Source organism: Pseudomonas sp. stari2 (genome assembly GCF_040760005.1).
GTDB lineage: Bacteria > Pseudomonadota > Gammaproteobacteria > Pseudomonadales > Pseudomonadaceae > Aquipseudomonas.
This window is the reverse complement of record NZ_CP099760.1, coordinates 5483143-5503162: the sequence shown is the minus strand read 5'-3', so window position 1 is coordinate 5503162 and position 20020 is coordinate 5483143. Positions and strand designations below refer to the sequence as shown.

Genomic DNA, 20020 nt, shown 5'->3' with positions numbered 1-20020 from the left:
TGTCCTCAGGCCTTGAAATGCAGGGCGTTGGTCAAGTCGCCCATCGGTTTCTGACCCCGGCCGATCATTGCATCGTCACGCTGCTTGATACCCGCCAGTGTCTCCAGTTGGAAGATCCGGGTGATCAGGCGCAGGATCGACGCGGTGTCATAGACCGTGTGATCCACCGTGCCTTTGCGGGCAAACGGTGAAACCACCAGCGTCGGCACTCTCGAACCCGGCCCCCAGCGATCGCCCTTGGGCGGCGCGACGTGGTCCCACCAGCCGCCGTTTTCATCGACGGTCACGATCACCACCATGTTTTTCCACTGCGGACTTTCCCGCAGCACTTTCAGCGCGCGGACGATATGGCGATCGCCCGAAGCCACATCGGCGTAACCGGCGTGCATGTTCAGGTTGCCCTGGGGCTTGTAGAAACTCACGGCCGGCAGCTTGCCCGCCTCGGCATCGGCGAAGAATTTGTTGGTGCTCGACTCATCGCCCAGACCAGCGTCGCGCAGGCGTTTGCTGCGCTCTTCGGGATGCTCCGGGCCTTGTTGCTGGAAGTAGTTGAACGGCTGGTGGTGATACTGGAAGTTGGGGATTTTCGGGATGCCGCCGGAATCCTTGAATTGATCCAGCGTCGCCTGCCAGGCTCCGGCGTACCACGCCCAGTCGATGTTCTTCTTCGACAGCTTGTCGCCAATGTGCTCGTGAGTCTGCGGCACCATGACATTCGGCAGATCGGCCTTGGAATACGCCGGACGCTCCGGGTCGCGGATCCAGGTCGGCCAGTACGGCGGGGCGAGGGTGTTGACCCCGTAACCGTCCGGGGTCAGCGCGCTCGGGCCGAACTGCGGCGGGCCGGTCATGGCGCTGGCCGGGGATTGCTCCAGCGGTTTGAGGCGCGGGTCGGCCGGGTCATCGCTTTGCAGCGCGGCGATCTGGCTCTTGGCGACTGAGCTGGCGACATTCGGGTAGAACGGCGCGGTGGCGCTGATCAGGTATTGGTGGTTGAGGAACGAACCACCGAAGGCACCCTGGAAGAAGTTGTCGCACAGTACGAATTCCTGGGCCACGTCCCACAGGCGCAGGGAATAGCGACTCTGGGCATAGTGCCCCATGGTCAGGCCGCCGGAATCGGCCCAGGCAACGAAGCCGTCATTCTTGCCGCCGTTGATCTGCATCTGGTTCTGATAGAACACGTGCCAAAGGTCGCGGGTTACCAGGCCAAGTGGCAGGTCCTCGGCATTCGGGCCTTTCAGAGCGAAAGGTGCGTTGGGCAGGTTTTCCTGAAACTGCACGGCGTTGGGATAGGTCACGCCATCAAGCGTTTGCGGGCCGATCTGCAATACACCGCCCCAGGCCGGCGGCAGGGTCTGCAGCAGGCTGCCGTCGCGGTCGCGTTGTTGGTATTCCTCGGGCTTGAGTGCGGACAGCGGCTTCTCGACACCGGGGAAATCACCGAACAGGTTATTGAAGCTGCGGTTTTCGGCGTAGATCACCACAACGGTCTTCACCTGATCGCGCAGGGCCTTGTCCAGCTCGGCGGGCGTGAGCGGACGCTCCTCGGGTTTGCCCGGTTGATCACCGGCATTCCCGCACCCGGCCAGCGTGGCGCCCACACCCAGGACGGCGACACCGCCGAGAAAACGGCGGCGGCTGGTATCGGTGGGGTTGTCGGAGTCTGGCGAGGAGGGATCTTGGCCGTCGGTGTCGTCGTTCATGTAGAAGTCCGTTTATGCTTAATTGTTTCAGTATATTTCTGGCGGACGCTAGCAAGGGAATGTGACGGTTGGGTGACATTTCCAAGGCGCAGAAACAAATGAGGGAGCCAATACGCTAGCTCCCTCATGAGAATTACGCCTGAAGATGATTCCGAGTCATGGCATTACCGGCGGCGTATACGCCAATGTCGTCCCCAACGCCCACAGCAACAGCAGCACCAACGGTGTGTGCACCAGCAGTTGCACAAACGAGAAGCCGATCAGGTCTCGCGCTTTCAATCCCAGCACGCCCAGCAGTGGCAGCATGTAGAACGGGTTGATCAGGTTCGGCAGGGCTTCGGCGGCGTTGTAGATCTGCACGGCCCAGCCCAGGTGGTATTTCAGGTCGGTGGCCACCTGCATCACGTAGGGTGCCTCGATGATCCACTTGCCGCCGCCGGACGGAATGAAGAAGCCGAGAATCGCCGAGTACACGCCCATCAGCAGCGCATAGGTGTCGTGGGAGGCGATGCTGACGAAGAAGGTCGAGATATGGTGAGCCAGAGTCTGGGCATCGGTGCCCTTGACCGTCGTCATTAGCGCGGCGATCGAGCCGTACAGCGGGAACTGGATCAGCACACCAGTGGTGGTCGGCACCGCCCGCGCCACCGCATCGAGGAAGCTGCGCGGGCGCCAGTGCAGCAAGGCACCGAGCATGATGAACAGGAAGTTGTAGGTGTTGAGCCCGGAAATCGCGGTGATGGCCGGTTTGGTCGAGAATTCGTGGAACAGCCATCCGGCTGCCAGCAGTACCAGCACGATGATCAGCAACGGGCTGTGCTCCAGCCATTCGCCGGGGCGGGTGCGCGGTTGCAGCGGCGGCAGGTTGAAGGCCGGGTCGATGCCGCAGGCCTTGGCGTCACGCGCCGAGTTCGGTCCGGGCGCGGTAGCGTAGGCGATGATGATCGAGATCACCACCAGCGCCAGCAGCATCACGCCCGACTGCCAGAGGAAAATCGTCTGAGTGAACGGAATCACCCCGGTGATCGACAGAATCGACGGCGGCAGGCTGGCGGGGTTGGCCTGCAGCTGTGCGGCAGACGACGACAAGCCCAGCGCCCACACGGCGCCAAGGCCCAGATAAGCCGCGGCTCCGGCGGCGCGGTAATCCATTTTCAGATCGGTGCGGCGGGCGAGGGCGCGCACCAGCAGACCGCCGAATACCAGCGACAGGCCCCAGTTGAGCAACGACGCGACCATCGAGATCAGCGCGACCCAGGCCACGGCGGAGCGGCCGTTCTTCGGGATTCGCGCCAGACGATCGATCAGTTTTACCGCGGGCGGCGAACTGGCGACGACATAACCGCCGATTACCACGAAGGCCATCTGCATGGTGAAGGGGATCAGGCTCCAGAAGCCGTCGCCGAAGGCCATGGCGGCGTCGGTGGGTTTGGCGCCCATGGCCAGGGTGGCCAGCGCCACGATGATCACGGCGAGTGCGGCGAACACCCAGGAGTCGGGAAACCAGCGTTCGGCAAAACTGGAGCAGCGCAAGGCAAAGCGCGCAGAACGGCTATCTTCGATATCAACGGCCACGGGAGTACCTCGGATTTTTATGTTTATTGTGGTCTTCGGGGCTTGGCCGGCCCGTCTGGACAGGTGCCAACAGTAAATCAACCGGCGGATTTTTGTGACCGTGTTTTGCTGGATCAGACTATGGTCTAACGGGTTGTCCGGCGGCCCGTTTGCGTAGACCATGGGCGCCTTGGTTTTTTGCCTGCCAGAGTTCTTTGCCATGACTGCCCATTCCACTGCCCGACCGGCGCCGTTCAGCCGTTCCGACTACAAGACCCTCGGCCTTGCGGCCCTGGGCGGGGCGCTGGAGATCTACGATTTCATCATTTTCGTGTTCTTCGCCCTGACCCTCAGCCAGTTGTTCTTCCCGCCGGAAATGCCCGAGTGGCTGCGCCTGCTGCAAAGCTTCGGAATCTTTGTCACAGGCTATCTGGCGCGGCCACTGGGCGGGATCCTGATGGCGCATTTCGCCGACCGGCTGGGGCGCAAGAAAGTCTTCAGCCTGAGCATCCTGATGATGGCGCTGCCGTGCCTGCTGATCGGAATCATGCCGACCTACGCGCAGATCGGCTATTTCGCACCGCTGTTGCTGCTGGCGCTGCGCATCCTGCAAGGCGCGGCGGTCGGCGGTGAAGTGCCGAGCGCCTGGGTGTTCGTCGCCGAGCACGCACCGGTCGCGCATCGCGGTTATGCACTGGGTTTTCTGCAGGCCGGGCTGACCTTCGGTTACCTGATCGGTGCATTGACTGCGACGTTTCTCGCACAGGTGTTTACCCCGGCGGAAATCCTCGATTACGCCTGGCGTTATCCGTTCCTGCTCGGCGGCGTGTTCGGCGTGATCGGCGTGTACCTGCGTCGCTGGTTGAGCGAAACCCCGGTGTTCGTGGCCATGGAGGCGCAGCGTGAGGCGCGGGTCGAACTGCCGTTGCGCACGGTCTTGCGCGAGCATCGCCTGGCGATGCTGCCGGCCATGCTGCTGACCTGCGTACTGACTTCGGCGGTGGTGGTGTTCGTGGTCATCACCCCGACCATGATGCAGAAAACCTTTGGCATGTCCGCCGGCCACACCTTTGCCCTGAGCGCGTTGGGCATCGTGTTCCTGAACATCGGCTGCGTGATTGCCGGGCTGCTGGTCGATCGCCTCGGCGCCTGGCGCACGGTGATGCTTTATAGCCTGCTGCTGCCATTGGGCATCGGTGTGCTTTACAGCTGTTTGATCATGGGCGGCGATTGGGTGGGGCTGGCGTACGCCATCGCCGGTCTCGGCTGCGGTGTGGTCGGCGCCGTGCCATCGGTGATGGTCGGTCTGTTCCCGGCGCGTATCCGGGTATCCGGCATTTCCTTCACCTACAACATTGCCTACGCCGCATGGGCAAGCATCACACCGCTGCTGCTGATCGGTCTGATGCCGTGGAGCCCATGGATCTGTGTGATGTTCTGCACGGTGATGGGCGCGGTCGGCATCGTCAGCGCGGCGTACTTTGGTGTGCGCATGCCCGCAGGCGGGCGCCGTTCGGTGGCGCCCTGTTCCTGAAGGCTGGTTGACGTGACGGCGGCGCAAACTCGCGCCGCCGTCACGTCAACCAGTGCCACCACAGCAAGGTCCCCGCCAGACCCACCACCGAGACAATGGTTTGCAGGACCGACCAGACCCAGATCGTCTGTTTCAGTTGCAGGCCGAAGTACTCGCGAACCATCCAGAAGCCGGCGTCGTTCACGTGGCAGAAGAACACGGAGCCGGCGCCAATCGCCAGCGCCACCAGCGAACTTTGCGTCGCGGCGAGGCCCGCCATCATCGGCGCCAGAATCCCCGCCGTCGTCGTGGTGGCCACCGTCGCCGAGCCAGTGGCCTGACGCAGTGCCACGGCAATCAGCCAGGCCAGCAGCAGATACGGCATGTGCGCGCCTTCGGCGACTTTGCTGATGGTCTGGCTGACACCGGCATCCAGCAAGGTCTGCTTCAAGCCGCCACCGGCCCCGATGGTCAGCAACAGCACGGCAATCGGCGCGAGGCTTTTGCGCAGGGTGCCGCCGACATGTTCACGCGGCATGCCGTTGGCCCAGCCGAGGCAGATCACCGCTGCCATGACGGCAATGCCCAATGCCACCAAGGGTTCTCCGAGAAACTTCAGGGTCAGGGCGACGCTGCTTTCCGGGTTCATCGCGACTTTCGCCAGCGTGCTGCCGAGCATCAGCAACACCGGCAGCAGAATGATCAGCAGCGACATGCCGAAACTCGGCTGGCGCGGCGCTTTCGGCGGGGCGCTGAACAGTGCGCCAAGTTCTGCCGGCTCATCGACGTGCATGCGTTTCGACAGCCAGTTGCCGTAGATCGGTCCGGCCAGGATCACCGCCAGGATGGCGATGCTGAAGCCCAGCAACATGGTCAGCCCAAGGTCGGCTTGCAATGCGCTGACCGCGATCAACGGTCCGGGATGCGGCGGCATCAGGGCATGCAGCGTGGTCATTCCCGCCAGCGCCGGAATCGCGATTTTCAACAGCGGCTGACCGGAACGGCGGGCCATGACGAAGATGATCGGAACCATCATCACCAGTCCCACTTCGAAGAACAGCGGCAGGCCGATCACCATCGCCACCAGCGCCATGACCCACGGCAGGGACTTGCCTTTGCCCAGTCCAAGCAAGGTTGACGCAATGCGGTCGGCGGCGCCGGACTCGGCCATCAGCGCACCAAGCATCGAGCCCAGCGCGATGATGATCCCCGCTTCACCGAGAATAGCCCCGGCGCCTTTGCTGAACGCCTTGGCCACGTCCTCTGGCGGTAAACCCGCGCCGACGCCGGCGATGAATGTACCGATCAGGATCGATAGAAAGGGCGGTAGCTTGCTGGCGCTGATCAACACGATAATCGTCGCAATCGCCAGCAGGCAGCAGAGAATCAGGCGGGTGTCGTGACCATCCAGGCAGCGGTCGATAAATCCAAAACGGAACTCCTTATCGAGCGGATAGCGGCAACATATTGTTGCAATTTGACTTGAGAGTACCTGATATGGCCGGGCCAGAGCGCCGGGTTTTGTATCCGTTCTGCGAGGGCGGATAAGGCCAATGGCTAATTGAGATTATTTTTGACTGGCCGGTCTCGATCGCTCTTCAGAAAAGATTTCCAAGGCCGATGGTTAGGCTGCATACCCGCTATCCATCCAGTCCATCGGTGCTTTCCCATGTTCAACAAACGCCTGAAGCAAGAGCTGGCGGCTCTTCGTGAAGAACTCTCCAGCCTTCTGCAAGTGAAGGAGAGCCTGGAAAGCGAGATGCTGGTGCTGACCCTTGAGCCCGACGGGCGGATTCAATCGGTCAACCAGAACTTCCTCAATGAAATGCTCTACAAGAGCCACGACCTGATCGGCCGCGCCATCGAAGACATCGTGCCGGCTCATGTGAAGTCCGACGAGTTTCATCACCGCTTCCGGGCCGCACTGAGCCGGGGCGAGCATTTCGCCGGCGCCGTGCGCCTGTCGCGCGGCAATGGCGAAGAGGCGTGGTTGCGTTCGATCGTCCAGCCGATCCGCTCTTCGGACGGGCGCATCAAGCATTTCTCGATTTTCTCCAGCGACCTGACCCGCACCATCGAAGCCTCACGCGAACACGAAAACCTGATCGGCGCACTGGTGCGTTCGACGGCGGTGATCGAGTTCGACCTCAACGGTAATGTGCTGAGCGCCAACGACCGCTTCCTTCAGGGCATGGGTTACAGCCTGGCGCAGATCAAGGGCAAACATCACCGTATGTTCTGCGAGCCGGATGAGTACAACAGCGCCGAGTACCAGAACTTCTGGCGCCGCTTGAACAATGGCGAGTACGTTGCCGGACGATTCAAGCGCGTCGATCACCATGGCCGGGTCGTCTGGCTGGAGGCGTCCTACAACCCTGTACTCGACGCCAATGAAAAACTCTACAAAGTGGTGAAGTTCGCCACCGTGATCACCGATCAGGTCAATCAGGAGCAAGCCGTCGCCGAGGCCGCCAACATTGCCTACAGCACGTCCTTGCAGACCGATGGCACCGCTCAGCGCGGCACCCGTGTGGTCACCGAAGCGGTCAACGTGATGCGCGACCTGTCGCGGCACATGCAGACCGCCGGCGAAGGCATCGAGGCGCTGAACGAGCAATCCCAGGTGATCGGCACCATCGTCAAGACCATCAGCGGCATTGCCGAGCAGACCAACCTGCTGGCGCTCAACGCCGCGATTGAAGCCGCCCGTGCAGGCGAGCAGGGCCGTGGTTTTGCGGTGGTGGCCGACGAAGTGCGGCAACTGGCCTCGCGCACCAGCCAGGCCACCGAGGAAATCGTCGGCGTGGTGCGTCAGAACCAGGACATGGCGCGTAACGCCGTGGCGCTGATGACCGACGGCAAGCTTCAGGCCGAGCAAGGGCTGGCGCTGGCGGCGGAGGCTGGCACGGTGATCGTCGAGATCCAGGATGGCGCGCAGAAAGTGGTGGACGCGGTCGGCCAGTTCGCCAACCAGCTATCCAACTGATGCTTGTCAGGCGAAGGGATTGTCCATGGCAATCCCTTCGCTGTTTTTATCCCGCTACAATCGGCTCTTTTTCCCGGAGCAGATCCCATGAGCGAGTCCTTCCGTCGCCCGGTTCCCCTGAACAAAGCCTACCGTTTGCTCAACCACGGGCCGACCGTGCTGGTCAGTGCCGCTCACGACGGGCAGCGCAATATCATGGCTGCGGCCTGGGCCATGCCGCTGGATTTCGAGCCGCCGAAAGTCGCGGTGGTCCTCGATAAATCCACCTGGACCCGACAACTGCTCGAGGCCTCGGGCTCCTTTGTCCTCAATGTCCCTTGCGTGAATCAGGCTGACATCGTGCAGACCGTCGGTTCGACTTCGGGCCTGGAAATCAATCGTGATCAAGGGCAGGACAAGTTCCATGCGTATGGCTTGCAGACCTTCGCTGGCGAGCAGGTCGAGGCACCGATGCTGGACGGTTGCGTGGCATGGCTCGAATGCCGCTTGCTGCCGGAGCCGCGCAATCACGAACAGTACGATCTGTTCCTGGCAGAGGTCATTGCCGCGCGAGCTGATTCGCGAGTCTTCAGCGATGGGCGTTGGCATTTTGAAGGACAAGATGAGCTGCGTACGCTGCATCACGTGGCCGGGGGCAACTTCCTGAAGATCGGTGATCCGGTGGTCGGCAAGAGTCTGGATATCTGAAATTTTTAATGTTTTGCAGCAATTAATTATTGTTATTCGATAATTTTAATCGCTAGTGTGGCGCTCACATTCATTCTTGTGAGGCTTTCCCATGACCACCAACAGGCTCGTGCAATTCAGTCGGCGCATGGCGACGATGACGTTGATCCTGATCGTCGTGATGCTGCTGCTCAATGCTGTCATATGGGTTTACCCACCGTTGGCGGAAAAGGAAGGCTGGGGACTGGGGTTTGCGCTGACCGAGCGCCAACTGTCGCAAATGGCCGACACCGCAACGCTGTTTCCGTTGTGGCAGAAGCTGGGCGGGCTCGTACTGTCGAGCATTCCCCTGCTGGCGCTTGCGTCGGGCCTGAACCATTTGCGCCGGCTGTTTCAGAGCTATGGGCGGGGTGAGTATTTCGCCCGTGAAACGGCCGGTCATCTGGGCAAGGTCGGGCGAGCCGTGGCGATTTGGGTGCTGCTGGATTTCCTCTGTGAGCCGATGCTCAGCCTGTGGATCACCCAGAATGCACCGGTGGGTGAGCGCTTGTTCACCTTGAGCATCACAGCTGCTTCGTTCGTCGCATTGTTCCTGGCCGCGTGTATCGCGGTGATTGCGCGGATCCTGTCTCAAGCCAGCGAAGTGGATCGGGAAAACCGCACGTTTATATGAGGTCGACATGCCAATCGTTATTCAACTGGATGTGATGCTCGCGCTGCGCAAGGTCAAATCCAAAGACCTTGCAGCGGCCATCGGCATTACCGAGGCCAATCTGTCACTGCTCAAACAGGGCAAGGTCAAAGGGCTGCGACTGGCGACGCTGGATGCCATTTGTGAGTACCTCAGCTGTCAGCCCGGAGATCTGCTGATTCGGGTGGCGGGTGAGAAGGGGGAAGCCTGAGGGTTTCAGTTGCCCGCTGAAATGGGTTCATGGACACACAAAAAAGGCTTACCTCTCGGTAAGCCTTTTTCAGTTGGCAGCACTGTTTCAATCCCCCAACGCTACCCCTTCACGCCGAGGATCTGCCCCACCTGCAAACGTTGCCTTCCCCTGTGCATTCTTGATCCGCACGATGGCCTGGGTGCCGCTGGTCATGTCAATTTCGCTGAAGGTATGGCCCTTGTCCTTGAGTGCCTGAATCAGTGCAGGGCTGAACTGGCCCTGTTCCAGTTCTGTCGGGCCGTTGCGGCTGCCGAAGTTGGGCAGGCTGATGGCGCTTTGCGGGTCGAGGTTCCAGTCGAGCAGGCCGACGGTGGTTTTGGCCACGTATTCGATAATCTGCGAGCCGCCCGGAGAGCCGACGGTGGCGACGAACTCGCCGCTGTTGCGGTCGAAGATCAGGGTCGGAGCCATCGACGAGCGCGGACGTTTGCCGGGTTCGACGCGGTTGGCGACTTTCTGCCCGTTTTCTTCGGGGATGAACGAAAAATCGGTCATCTGGTTGTTGAGCAAAAAACCCTGAACCATCAGGTGCGAGCCGAATGCCGCTTCGATGGTGGTGGTCATCGATACCGCGCCACCGAAGTCATCCACGGCCACCACTTGCGAAGTGGAGATGCGTAGCGGCGAGCGGTCCGGTGCGTAGGCAACCTGCACCCCCGGTGGTGTGCCCGATTTGGCGCTGCCCATGCTGCGATCGCCGATCAGGCTGGCGCGGCTGGCCAGATATCCCGGGTCGACCAGGCCTTTGACCGGCACCGGCACGAAGTCGGTATCGGCCACGTATTGCGCACGGTCGGCGTAGGCCAGGCGCTCGGCTTCGGCGATCAGGTGCACGGCTTGCGGTGCCGGTTCGAGGCCCGCCGGTTTATCGGTCTTCACGGGTTTGAGTGGTGTCAGGGACAGGCGTGGATCGCGGGTCTCCAGGGCCTGCAAGGTGCCGAGGATTTGCGCCACTGCAATCCCGCCCGATGACGGCGGCGGCATCCCGCAAACCTGCCAGCGCTTGTAGTCGGTGCACAGTGGCGCGCGTTCCCTGGCCTGATAGTGCTGAAGGTCGTTCAGCGAAAGGCTGCCGGGGTTGGCGTGACCCTGAACCTTGGCCACGATCTCTTCGGCGATCGGGCCTTTGTACAGCGCGTCTGCACCTTCGTTGGCGATGCGTTTGAGCACTGCGGCCAACGCCGGGTTTTTCAGGCGCGTGCCGATGGCTTTGACGCTGCCGTCGCTGTTGAGGAAATACCTGGCCATGTCTGGTGAGCGGCGCACCACAGGGTCGGACTCCAGCAGCGAATGAAGTCTAGGCGAGATCGCAAAGCCCTGTTCCGCAAGGTTGATCGCCGGTTCGAACAACGTCGCCCACGGCAAACGGCCATGTTGTTTGTGCGCCAGTTCCAGCGCACGCATCACCCCCGGTATGCCGACGGAGCGTCCGCCGATCTGCGCCTGCGGGAACGGCATCGGTTTTCCATCAGCCTGCAGGAACAGCTTTTCGGTAGCGCCGGCCGGTGCGGTTTCGCGGCCATCATAGGTGCGCACCTGCTTGCCGTCCCACAGCACGATCATCGCGCCGCCGCCGATCCCGGAGGATTGCGGCTCGACCAGGGTCAGCACGGCTTGCATCGCAATGGCCGCATCGATGGCCGATCCACCTTTACGCAACATCTCGCGACCGGCTTCGGCGGCCAGCGGATTCGCAGCAGCGGCCATGTGTTTATCGGCATGACTGGCTTGCAGGCCTGTGCGGTAACCGGAGGCGGCTTCCGGTGCCAGCGGCAAGGTCGAGGAGGGCGGAGCGTTACAGGCGGCGAGGGTGATGGCGCTGACGATCAACGTCAGGGCCGGCAGGCGAAAGCGTTTCAGGGGCTGGGCTGGAAACACGCGGGGCTCTCCGTCCGTGGGATGAAAGTCTGACGGACTGTATCGGCCGACCGTGCAGGACGCAAACCGTCGGTATGTTTGTCCTTCATGCCTTGGCGAATTTTCTGTAGGGTCAGGCGCAAGCGTGAAGCCAGAACAATCCACAGAGGCCACTATGCACAGCGAGTTTCCGACCCACTCCAGCTACCGTCAGCAGCGCGAGCAGTTTCTTGCCGCCGCCACCGCGGCCGGTGCGACGCTCACTTCCTACGCCCATCCGCGTTGCGGGCCGTTTGGCGAGCCGTTGAGCACTGATGTGGCGGTGCTGGGGGATCCGCAAGCCAAACGGCGTCTGGTGGCGCTCAGCGGCACCCACGGGGTGGAGGGCTATTACGGTTCGGAATGTCAGATCGACTGGCTGAAGCATTTCACGGCGGGTTCGCTACCGAAGGATGTGGCGGTGGTGATGATTCACCTGATCAACCCGTGGGGCACGGCGTGGCTGCGGCGGGTCAACGAAGACAATATTGACCTGAACCGCAATCATCTGGATTTCAACGAGCCCCTCCCGGACAACCAGGCCTACGCCGCGCTGCACGAAATTTACGCCTGCGCCGATTTGAACGGCCCCGAGCGACAGCGCGCCGATGCCTTGCTCGATGCGCAGATCGCCGAACACGGCTGGCCGGCGGTGATGTCGATTGTCGAGGGTGGTCAGCACAGCCATCCTGACGGACTGTTTTTCGGAGGCTTTGCCCCGAGCTGGTCGAATCGCACGCTGCACCAGGTCGTCGAGAATCATCTGGCCGGTGCCGAAACCGTGATGTGTTTCGACCTGCACACCGGGGCCGGCGAGTATGGCCATCCGATGCTGCTGACGATCACTCAGGCACCGTATCCGGCGCTGGCCCAGGCGCAATCAATCTATGGCCCGTGGCTCTACACGCTGCACACAGGCGCTGAAACCCTGAGTGAAACCGGTGTCGCGGCAACGGCTACCGGTTACACCTCGCAGGCATTGCTCAACGCGCTGCCGAATGTGCAGTTGATGCCGTTCGTGATCGAGTGCGGGACGTATCCGGGGCCGGACGTACATCGTTATCTGCGTGATGATCACTGGCTGCATCTGCACGGCGATCCACTGGATGCGACGGGGCGGGCGATCAAGTTGAGTCTGCTGGAGCAGTTCTATCCGGTGGATCCGGACTGGCGGGCGATGGTGGGGTTGCGCACGCGGCAGATCTGGGCGAAAGGGCTCAGGGCATTAGCAGGCGAGGGATAAACAAACGGCTTGCCTTTCGGTAAGCCGTTTGACTGCCTGGTGATGTGCGGCGGTTTTGACTATGGATGCCGGAGGGTTATTGCTTGAAGCCTGGCAGCCCGTTGGCAGCGCGCCAATCTTTTACGGTCTTCGCAATGCCCTCGGCAGAGTTGTCTTCTCCGGGTTCGGGATAAAAAATCAGGTCGGTGCCATCCGGGTGGCCGGTAAGCTTTCTGAATTGTGCCAGCAGCTCGCCAAGCTCCGTATCCGATCCGCTTTTGTTCGTGACACGTATTTTTTCGATGAAACGGATAAATTGGGTTTCAGTGTATTCAGATATTTTTTCCATGTGCGTTCACTGTCTTTTGTGTTGAAAGATGTGATTTTTAGGGGTGTTGATCCGGAGGTTGTCTATGTCGTAGACAGCGCCGCCATCAGCGATTCGCTCGACGTGGTGAATTTCAAATACTCCTCGTGTGCCTACAGACTCTCTGTCTCGAACCGCTGGCGCGTTGCCCGACATTAAACGATCTTGGGCATCCACATTGAACTGATCGAAAAGTTCTGGATCATCCCGCACGGCTTGCCAGAATGCTTTTCTGAACGCGTCGAAGTTTGAAAACTCCCTCCCTCTGAGTCTGTCTGCAATCCGCGTCGGAATCGGCGCTCCAATCCCTGTCCCCGCTCCCGCCAGCCATATCCCGGCAATATCCTCCCCAACCCCCGTCACCATCCCCGGCATCAACCTGGCCGGTTTCGAAAACACCACATACAACGACTTCAGCCCGGTCTCCGCCGGAAACACCAGAATACAATCCTCGGCGGTGATGTCTTCGCCGGGCAGGATTTCTATCTGGCTGTCGGTGTTCGCGGCGATCGGGTGGACGAGGATCGTGCTCAGTGGTTCGCCGTGCTCCGGATAGACCAGTGGCGGCATCGCTCCCAGCGGCCCGCGTTGTGGCGTCCACAGAATGGTGATGCCGTTGAGTTTGGCCTCCATGGCGGTCTTGTCGCTGTTCCACCGGACTTTTACGGTACGCACCGAGTCGTCGCCCGAGACACCGGTGTGGATGCCGTAGACCTGCATGACGCCTTCGGCATCGCGTCGGAACTGGAAGCGCACGCGAGTGGTTGCGCGAGACAAGGTGCGTAACTGATCGTCGGTGTAGAGCGTGCCGTCGCCCATTCGGGTCGGCAGCATCCCGAGGATGAACACACTGGCCGGGCCGCCGGCGCCTCGTATTGCCCAGTTCAGGCGTTGCTGCAGGATGCCACCACCAGCCATGCGCCCCAGAGCCAGATCGGCGCCGATTGCCTTGGCTGCGGCGGTACTGGCAGCGGGAAAGCGCATGGCGCCCGCGACCATGATCTTGCCAAAACCTGAGGCGGGTTCGGGTGTCGTGCCGGCCTCCGTTTGGCACCAGTTATCGGGTGTGCAGGATTTGGCAAATACCAGATCGTCGCGGGACTTCGGGGTGGGCCATTCGACTGTCCGGATATAAATGGGTTCTGGCGGCGGGGGCGGAATCCATCCGCTCCATATAGCGTTCCCGCTCGGGCGTTTTCGACGCCACTCATCGTCGAAAAGGAATTTGTTCAGGTCCATGACCACTCCTTGTCTGTCCTGGAAGTCGAGACAGGGGAGCGTGTCGGTCAATCGGGATGGCGATCAAATCGACTTGCGCAGATGCAGGTGCCTGGACGAACGAAAAATCCTCTTCGTACGCCTTTTGCACCGGGCTCCTACAGAATCAGACCGATCCAGCGGGGAGGGCACTTTTCTCGAGGCATAAAAAAACGGCCTACCTTTCGGTAAGCCGTTTTTAGTACTTGGTGGCTACACAGGGACTTGAACCCCGGACCCCAGCATTATGAATGCTATGCTCTAACCAACTGAGCTATGTAGCCAAGTGGCGCGCATTATTCCCCTGAAATGGAAAAGCGTCAAGCGTAAATTTCAAAATTTTTTCTACGCTTTCAACCGTTTATCAAAATCAGGCGTTCAACAGTGGCGAAGGGCAGCGCTGGAACCAGCGACTGGCCTGCTCATACGCGTGCGCCAGTTGCAGAACGGCGAAGTCTGCCTGATGCCGGCCGATGATCTGCAGCCCCATCGGCAACCCCCGGGCATTGAAGCCGGCCTGGACGTTCGCCACCGGGCAACCGGATAACGTGCCGGGAATCACGACCTCCATCCAGCGATGATAAGTGTCCATGTTCACGCCCTCGATCGCGGTCGGCCACGGTTGCGTCTTGTCGAACGGGAAGACCTGCGCGCTGGGCAGCAGCAGGTAGTCGTACTCTTCGAACAAGCGTGAGATTGCCCGATACCAGTCGCTGCGCACCACCGAGGCGGCGAACACTTCGCTGGCCGAGAGCTTCAGACCGTTTTCCACTTCCCAGCAGGCTTCCGGTTTCAGCAGCGCCCGTTTCTGCGGATCGGCGTAAGCCGCGCCCAGGGAGCCAGCGACCATCCAGTGGCGCAAGGTGCGCCAGCTGCTCCACAGCTTTTCAGGGGCAAATTCCGGACGCGCCGACTCGATATGGCAACCCAGGCTTTCAAAGTCGGCAAAAGTCTTTTCACACAACGCGAGGATGCCGTTTTCCATGGGCAGATACCCGTTGAAGTCGCCGAGCCAGCCGATCCGGGTGCCGGTGAAGTCGCGTTCCAGCGGTGCGGTAAAGACCTCACCGGATTCACGGATCGACAGCGGTGCCCGCGCATCGCCACCGGCCTGCACCGACAGCAGCATCGCGGCATCACGCACACTGCGCGCCATGGGCCCTTCATAGCCGAGTTGATCGAAGAACAGATCGGCGCTGTCATCGAACGGCACGCGGCCCTGAGACGGACGGAAACCGAAGATGTTGTTGAACGCTGCCGGGTTACGCAGCGAGCCCATCATGTCGCTGCCATCGGCCACCGGCACCAGATGCATCGCCAGTGCCGCCGCCGCGCCGCCACTGCTGCCGCCTGCGGTTTTGCTCGGGTCAAAGGCGCAGCCGGTGGCCCCGAACAACGGGTTGTAGCTCTGCGAACCGAGGCCGAATTCCGGGGTGTTGGTCTTGCCGATGATGATCGCGCCGGCAGCCTTGATCCGCTCGACCATGATGCCGTCACGCTCGGGAATGAAATTCTTGAACAGCGGTGAGCCCAGCGTGGTGCGGATGCCGCAGGTCAGCGACAGATCCTTGATGGCGTGGGGCAGGCCATGCATCCAGCCACGGTATTGGCCATGGCTCAGTTCGGCGTCCCGTGTGTCGGCCTGGGCCAGCAGATCTTCCGGCGCCTGCAAGCTGATCAGTGCGTTGACTGCCGGGTTGAACCGGTCGATGTGGGCAAGATAGGTCTGCATCACTTCGCGGCAGGAAACCTGGCGCAGGCGGATGCGTTCGGCGAGCTCGATGGCCGGCAACAGGACCAGTTCGCTGATGTTATTGGAGTTCATGACGACGGCGCCCTTCAGACGGCTGGAAAAACGCCCCGGCCTCGTGCCGGGGCGGTAGAAATCAACGCATCAGGTTGGTCCACAGACGATCGGCCAGACGGATCGCGCCTTCACCGCAGGTCTTGCTGAACACCACGTGGGTGCCCTCGGGAATATGCAGTTCCGGTGCATCCTTGAGGTTTGCATCGAGGAACGGTTCGACGCCTTTGATCGGGCTCTGATGCTTGAGGAAGTTCTGGGTCATCGCCGAGTTTTCCGGCTGGCTGAGAAACGCGATGAACGCCTTGGCATTCGCCGGGTTCTTGCTGCCGGCGGGGATGACCATGTTGTCGACCCAGGCCAGCACCCCTTCTTTCGGGTACAGGTATTTCAGGCTCGGTTTCATCTCGCGGGCGCGCATTGACGAACCGCCCCAGAACATCGACATATCGATTTCGCCCGAGGCGAGGTTCTCGCGGATCGAGCCGGCCTTGGAGCTGTAGGTTTTGACGAATGGCTTCTGCGCCTTGAGCAGCGTGAGGATCTGTTGCATCTGTTTCGGATCCTCGCTGCACAGCGGAATGTTCAGGTACAGGCTGGCCATGTCGACCATGTCGCTGACCGAATCGAACATGTTGATCCGCCCCTGCAACTCGGCCGGCGGCTCATAAAGCACCTTGTAACTGTCGGCCGGGCCTTTGTAGCGGCCACTGTCGAGCACCACGCTGGTGGTGCCCCAGATGAACGGCACCGAATAGGCGCCCTCCGGGTCCCAACTCGGTTTTTTCAGGTTGTCGACCACACTGGCGTAGTACGGCTCCTTGACCGGATCGAAGCGCTCCAGCAGGTTTTCCTTGATCAGGATCGGAATGAACTGGTGCGAGGGAATCGCCACGTCGTAACCGGCGCCGCCCTGTTTCAGTTTGGCCAGCAGCGTCTCGTTGGAGTCGTAGGAGTCGACGGTGACTTCGATGCCGGTCTGCTTCTGGAACTTGGCGAGAATCTCCGGTGAAAAGTAACCGCTCCAGCTCACCACGTTGAGTTTTTCGGCGGCCTGAACACTCCCGGCCATGACCAGCGGTACAGTCAGAAACAACGAAGTACCGACGCTTTTTATCCACTTGCTCATGCTATTTCCCCACGGTTCTTGGAAGGTTCAGGCGTTCTTTTTGCCCAGCAGGTAAGAGAGGCTGACAAACAGCACCGAGACGCCCAGGATCAGGGTCGACACGGCGTTGACGTCGGGTGTCACGCCCATGCGCAACAGGCCGAAGATGAAGATCGGCAGCGTTGTGGTGCCGGCCTGGGAGACCATCATCGAGATCACGAAGTTATCCAGCGAGACGATGAAGGCCAGCATCAGCCCGGAGAAAATCCCCGGCATCAGCAACGGCAGGGTGACTTTGCGAAAGGTCCGCCACGGGCCGGCATACAGGTCGGCCGAGGCTTGTTCCAGCGACAGGTCCATGTCGTTCAGCCGGGCCCGGATCGGCAGGTAGGCAAACGGAATGCAGAACACCGTATGGGCGATGATCAGATTGCCGTAGCCGAGCGACAGGCCGATGGTTGAGAACAGCGCGAGCGTGGCGACGCCGACGACGATTTCCGGCAGCACCAGCGGTAGCATGATCGCGCCCATCGACAGTTGCAGGCCCTTGAACTTCGCGCCCCGCGAGGTGCCGAGGGCCGCGAGGGTGGCAATCGCCGTGGCGACCATGCTGGCGCACACCGCGATCAGCAGACTGTTGCCGGCCGCCTGGCGCAGCGCCTGATTGGCGAACGCGGCGCGATACCAGTCGAGGCTGAAACCGGTCCATACCGTGGCCGACTGGTTGGCGTTGAACGAGAACACCACCAGCACCACGATCGGCGCGTAGAGGTACAGGTAGAACAGGAAACTGAAGCCGCCGAATCCGGGGAAATCCTGTACACCCAGTCCCTTGCGTTTGAACAGACCGATCATCACGCACCTCCTTTGGCGATGCGCTGGCGTTCGGCGCGCAGGGCATAGACCGTCAGCACCAGCATCACCGCCGCCATCAGCACCAGCGACAACGCTGCGCCGAACGGCCAGTTACGGGCGTCGCTGAACTGCCGGAAGATCAGGTTGCCGAGCATCATCCGCGTGCCGCCGCCGAGCAGTTCCGGGGCGATCATCGCGCCCAGGCACGGCACGAAGGTGAGAATGGCGCCGGCGAGAATTCCCGGTCTGGCGATCGGCAGTACCACTTTGCGCAAGGTGCGCAGGCGTCCGGCATACAGGTCCTGAGCGGCCTCGAGCAGACGGATATCCATTTTTTCCAGCGTGGCGTAGATCGGCAGAACCACGAAGGGTGCATAGGTATAAACCAGCCCCAGCAGCACGGCGCCGTCGGTGTACAGCAACTGCAGCGGCTCATGGATGACGCCCAGGCCCATCAGACTGTTATTGATCACCCCGGTGTTACGCAGCAACAGAATCCACGCGTAAGTGCGGATCAGCAGGTTGGCCCAGAACGGCACGGTGATCAGAAAGATCAACAGACCACGCCGATGCGCCGGTTGCATGGCCAGCCACACTGCCACCGGAAAACCGATCAGCAGCGTGATGACGGTGGTCAGGCCGGCAATCCCGACCGAGCGCAGGGCGATGATCAGGTAGGAGTCGGCGAAGGCCAGGCTGTCGTCCATTTGCCGTTCGAACAGCAGGGAGGTGTAGGCGTCGCTGCTGAACACCTTGTTGACCCCGCCGTAGGGGTTGGCTTCCATCAGCGAATAACCGATGACGATCAGGATCGGCACCACCAGAAACAGGGCGATGGCAATCAGCGCCGGGCTGACACCGAGGAAACTCTGGAACGCCCGTCGGCGTTCAAGCGTGTTGGTTATCGGTAAGGCGTGCATGACAACTCCTCGGGTTCAATCGTGCAGGACGCTGGCGCTTCCCCGGTCGAACAACAGACCGGCCTGACTGCCCACGGCAAAGCGCAGGCTCTGATCGACGCAGTTGGGCGTGCGCACGGTGAGGCGCGAACCGTCGCCGAGGCTGACCTGGTATTGCAGGTCGGTGCCCAGATAAATCTGCGCTTCGACCCGGCACGGCAACGCCGCGTCAGAATTGGCCGGCACTAGATGCAGGCGCTCGGGGCGCACCGACAGGGTCACGCTGACACCCGGTTGCACGTCGTTGCACGGTTGGGCCGGCAGAGGATGTCCGGCCGGCCCGGCGAACCACGCCATGCCGTCCTCGACGCGAGTGACGCTGGCCTGGATGAAGTTGGTTTCGCCGATGAAGTCGGCCACGAAGCGATTACGCGGCCGTTCGTAGATGTCCTCCGGGCGACCGACCTGTTGCACTTCGCCTTCGGACAGCACGGCGATGCGGTCAGACATGGTCAGCGCTTCTTCCTGGTCGTGAGTGACGAAGATGAAGGTGATGCCGGTCCTGGCCTGGATGGTTTTCAGCTCTTCGCGCATGGCCTGGCGCAGCTTGAGATCAAGTGCCGACAGCGGCTCGTCAAGCAACAGGACCTTGGGATGCGGCGCCAGAGCGCGGGCGAGGGCGACGCGCTGCTGCTGGCCACCGGAGAGTTGCGCCGGTTTGCGATTGGCGAAGCGCTCCATCTGCACCAAGGCAAGCATCTCGCGCACGCGCTCGGCAATCTGTGCCTTGTTCAGGACCTTGCCCATCGGGTGCGACTCAAGGCCGAAGGCCAGGTTTTCGGCGATGGTCATGTGCGGGAACAGTGCGTAGTGCTGGAACACCGTGTTGACCGGTCGCTGAAATGGCGGGCGCTCGGCGATGTTTTCGCCGTAGAGCAGGATCTCGCCCTGCGTCGGAAATTCGAACCCGGCAATCATCCGTAGCAGCGTGGTCTTGCCACAGCCGGAGGGCCCGAGAAGGGTGAAGAATTCGTTGTCGCGGATATCCAGATCGATGTTTTTCAACGCCACCGGACCGGTGGACGGATCGCCGTAGACCTTGCGCACCGAGCGGATCGACACCGCCAGTGTTTGCAGCGAATGCAGGGCATTCATGCGTTACCTCCGATTCCCCCATCGCCTGCGATTGCGCTGTTGGTCAGCGAATCTGTCGGGCCATGGATATTATTTTTCTGGGCAGGAT

At 61.2% G+C, this 20020-nt stretch carries 16 protein-coding genes, 1 tRNA gene and 1 pseudogene; 6 read left to right on the top strand and 12 right to left on the bottom strand.

Annotated elements, in window-relative coordinates:
• Positions 1-5: 5 nt before the first annotated feature.
• Both acpA and NH234_RS25185 read right to left on the bottom strand, forming a co-directional pair.
• On the bottom strand, positions 6-1706 hold the full coding sequence (acpA, locus tag NH234_RS25190; protein WP_367254620.1) for an acid phosphatase: 1701 nt from the start codon (positions 1704-1706) through the stop codon (positions 6-8).
• Positions 1707-1862: 156 nt separating this feature from the next.
• The gene (locus NH234_RS25185) at positions 1863-3281 is read right to left on the bottom strand and encodes a TIGR00366 family protein (RefSeq protein WP_085709272.1); all 1419 of its coding nucleotides are present in this window, start codon (positions 3279-3281) and stop codon (positions 1863-1865) included.
• A gap of 199 nt (positions 3282-3480) precedes the next feature.
• On the opposite strand from NH234_RS25185, the gene NH234_RS25180 reads away from it, so the two are divergent.
• Complete coding sequence (locus NH234_RS25180) at positions 3481-4794, top strand: MFS transporter (protein WP_085733597.1); 1314 nt, start codon at positions 3481-3483, stop codon at positions 4792-4794.
• 40 nt (positions 4795-4834) lie between these two features.
• Here the strand turns inward: NH234_RS25180 and NH234_RS25175 are convergent.
• Positions 4835-6204 (bottom strand): annotated as a pseudogene (locus tag NH234_RS25175) (gluconate:H+ symporter).
• Between the two features lie 238 nt (positions 6205-6442).
• Here NH234_RS25175 and NH234_RS25170 point away from each other — a divergent pair.
• The 4 genes from NH234_RS25170 (at position 6443) to NH234_RS25155 (ending at position 9327) form a co-directional block, all read left to right on the top strand.
• Positions 6443-7759, top strand: coding sequence for a PAS domain-containing methyl-accepting chemotaxis protein (locus NH234_RS25170; RefSeq protein WP_085733599.1), 1317 nt, complete (start codon positions 6443-6445; stop codon positions 7757-7759).
• An 87-nt stretch (positions 7760-7846) separates the two neighbouring features.
• Positions 7847-8446: a flavin reductase family protein gene (locus NH234_RS25165; protein ID WP_085733600.1), complete on the top strand. Its 600-nt coding sequence runs from the start codon at positions 7847-7849 to the stop codon at positions 8444-8446.
• Between the two features lie 91 nt (positions 8447-8537).
• A complete protein-coding gene (locus NH234_RS25160) occupies positions 8538-9098 on the top strand; it encodes a DUF2975 domain-containing protein (RefSeq protein WP_085733601.1) in 561 nt (186 codons plus the stop codon).
• 7 nt (positions 9099-9105) lie between these two features.
• Complete coding sequence (locus tag NH234_RS25155; protein WP_085733602.1) at positions 9106-9327, top strand: helix-turn-helix transcriptional regulator; 222 nt, start codon at positions 9106-9108, stop codon at positions 9325-9327.
• An 87-nt stretch (positions 9328-9414) separates the two neighbouring features.
• Here the strand turns inward: NH234_RS25155 and ggt are convergent, their stop codons facing one another.
• Positions 9415-11247, bottom strand: coding sequence for a gamma-glutamyltransferase (gene ggt, locus NH234_RS25150; protein ID WP_367254616.1), 1833 nt, complete (start codon positions 11245-11247; stop codon positions 9415-9417).
• A gap of 154 nt (positions 11248-11401) precedes the next feature.
• Here ggt and NH234_RS25145 point away from each other — a divergent pair, with 154 nt between their 5' ends.
• Positions 11402-12508: a DUF2817 domain-containing protein gene (locus NH234_RS25145; protein ID WP_367254614.1), complete on the top strand. Its 1107-nt coding sequence runs from the start codon at positions 11402-11404 to the stop codon at positions 12506-12508.
• A 76-nt stretch (positions 12509-12584) separates the two neighbouring features.
• Here NH234_RS25145 and NH234_RS25140 read toward each other — a convergent pair whose 3' ends face one another.
• The 8 genes from NH234_RS25140 to NH234_RS25105 form a co-directional block, all read right to left on the bottom strand.
• Positions 12585-12836, bottom strand: a complete 252-nt coding sequence (locus NH234_RS25140; RefSeq protein WP_367254612.1) for a bacteriocin immunity protein — start codon at positions 12834-12836, stop codon at positions 12585-12587.
• Positions 12837-12842: 6 nt separating this feature from the next.
• Positions 12843-14093, bottom strand: a complete 1251-nt coding sequence (locus tag NH234_RS25135) for an S-type pyocin domain-containing protein (protein ID WP_367254610.1) — start codon at positions 14091-14093, stop codon at positions 12843-12845.
• A gap of 225 nt (positions 14094-14318) precedes the next feature.
• Positions 14319-14395 (bottom strand) — tRNA-Met (locus tag NH234_RS25130).
• Between the two features lie 86 nt (positions 14396-14481).
• Positions 14482-15936 (bottom strand): amidase, encoded by a 1455-nt coding sequence (locus NH234_RS25125; protein ID WP_367254608.1) that lies wholly within the window; start codon positions 15934-15936, stop codon positions 14482-14484.
• A gap of 61 nt (positions 15937-15997) precedes the next feature.
• Complete coding sequence (locus NH234_RS25120) at positions 15998-17044, bottom strand: extracellular solute-binding protein (protein WP_085709282.1); 1047 nt, start codon at positions 17042-17044, stop codon at positions 15998-16000.
• A 27-nt stretch (positions 17045-17071) separates the two neighbouring features.
• Positions 17072-17878, bottom strand: a complete 807-nt coding sequence (locus tag NH234_RS25115) for an ABC transporter permease (RefSeq protein WP_085709283.1) — start codon at positions 17876-17878, stop codon at positions 17072-17074.
• Entirely contained in the window at positions 17878-18798 is a 921-nt protein-coding gene (locus NH234_RS25110; RefSeq protein ID WP_085709284.1) for an ABC transporter permease, read from the bottom strand. Before NH234_RS25110 ends, NH234_RS25115 begins: the two co-directional genes overlap by 1 nt.
• A gap of 15 nt (positions 18799-18813) precedes the next feature.
• Positions 18814-19932: an ABC transporter ATP-binding protein gene (locus tag NH234_RS25105; RefSeq protein ID WP_367254604.1), complete on the bottom strand. Its 1119-nt coding sequence runs from the start codon at positions 19930-19932 to the stop codon at positions 18814-18816.
• Between the last annotated feature and the right edge of the window lie 88 nt (positions 19933-20020).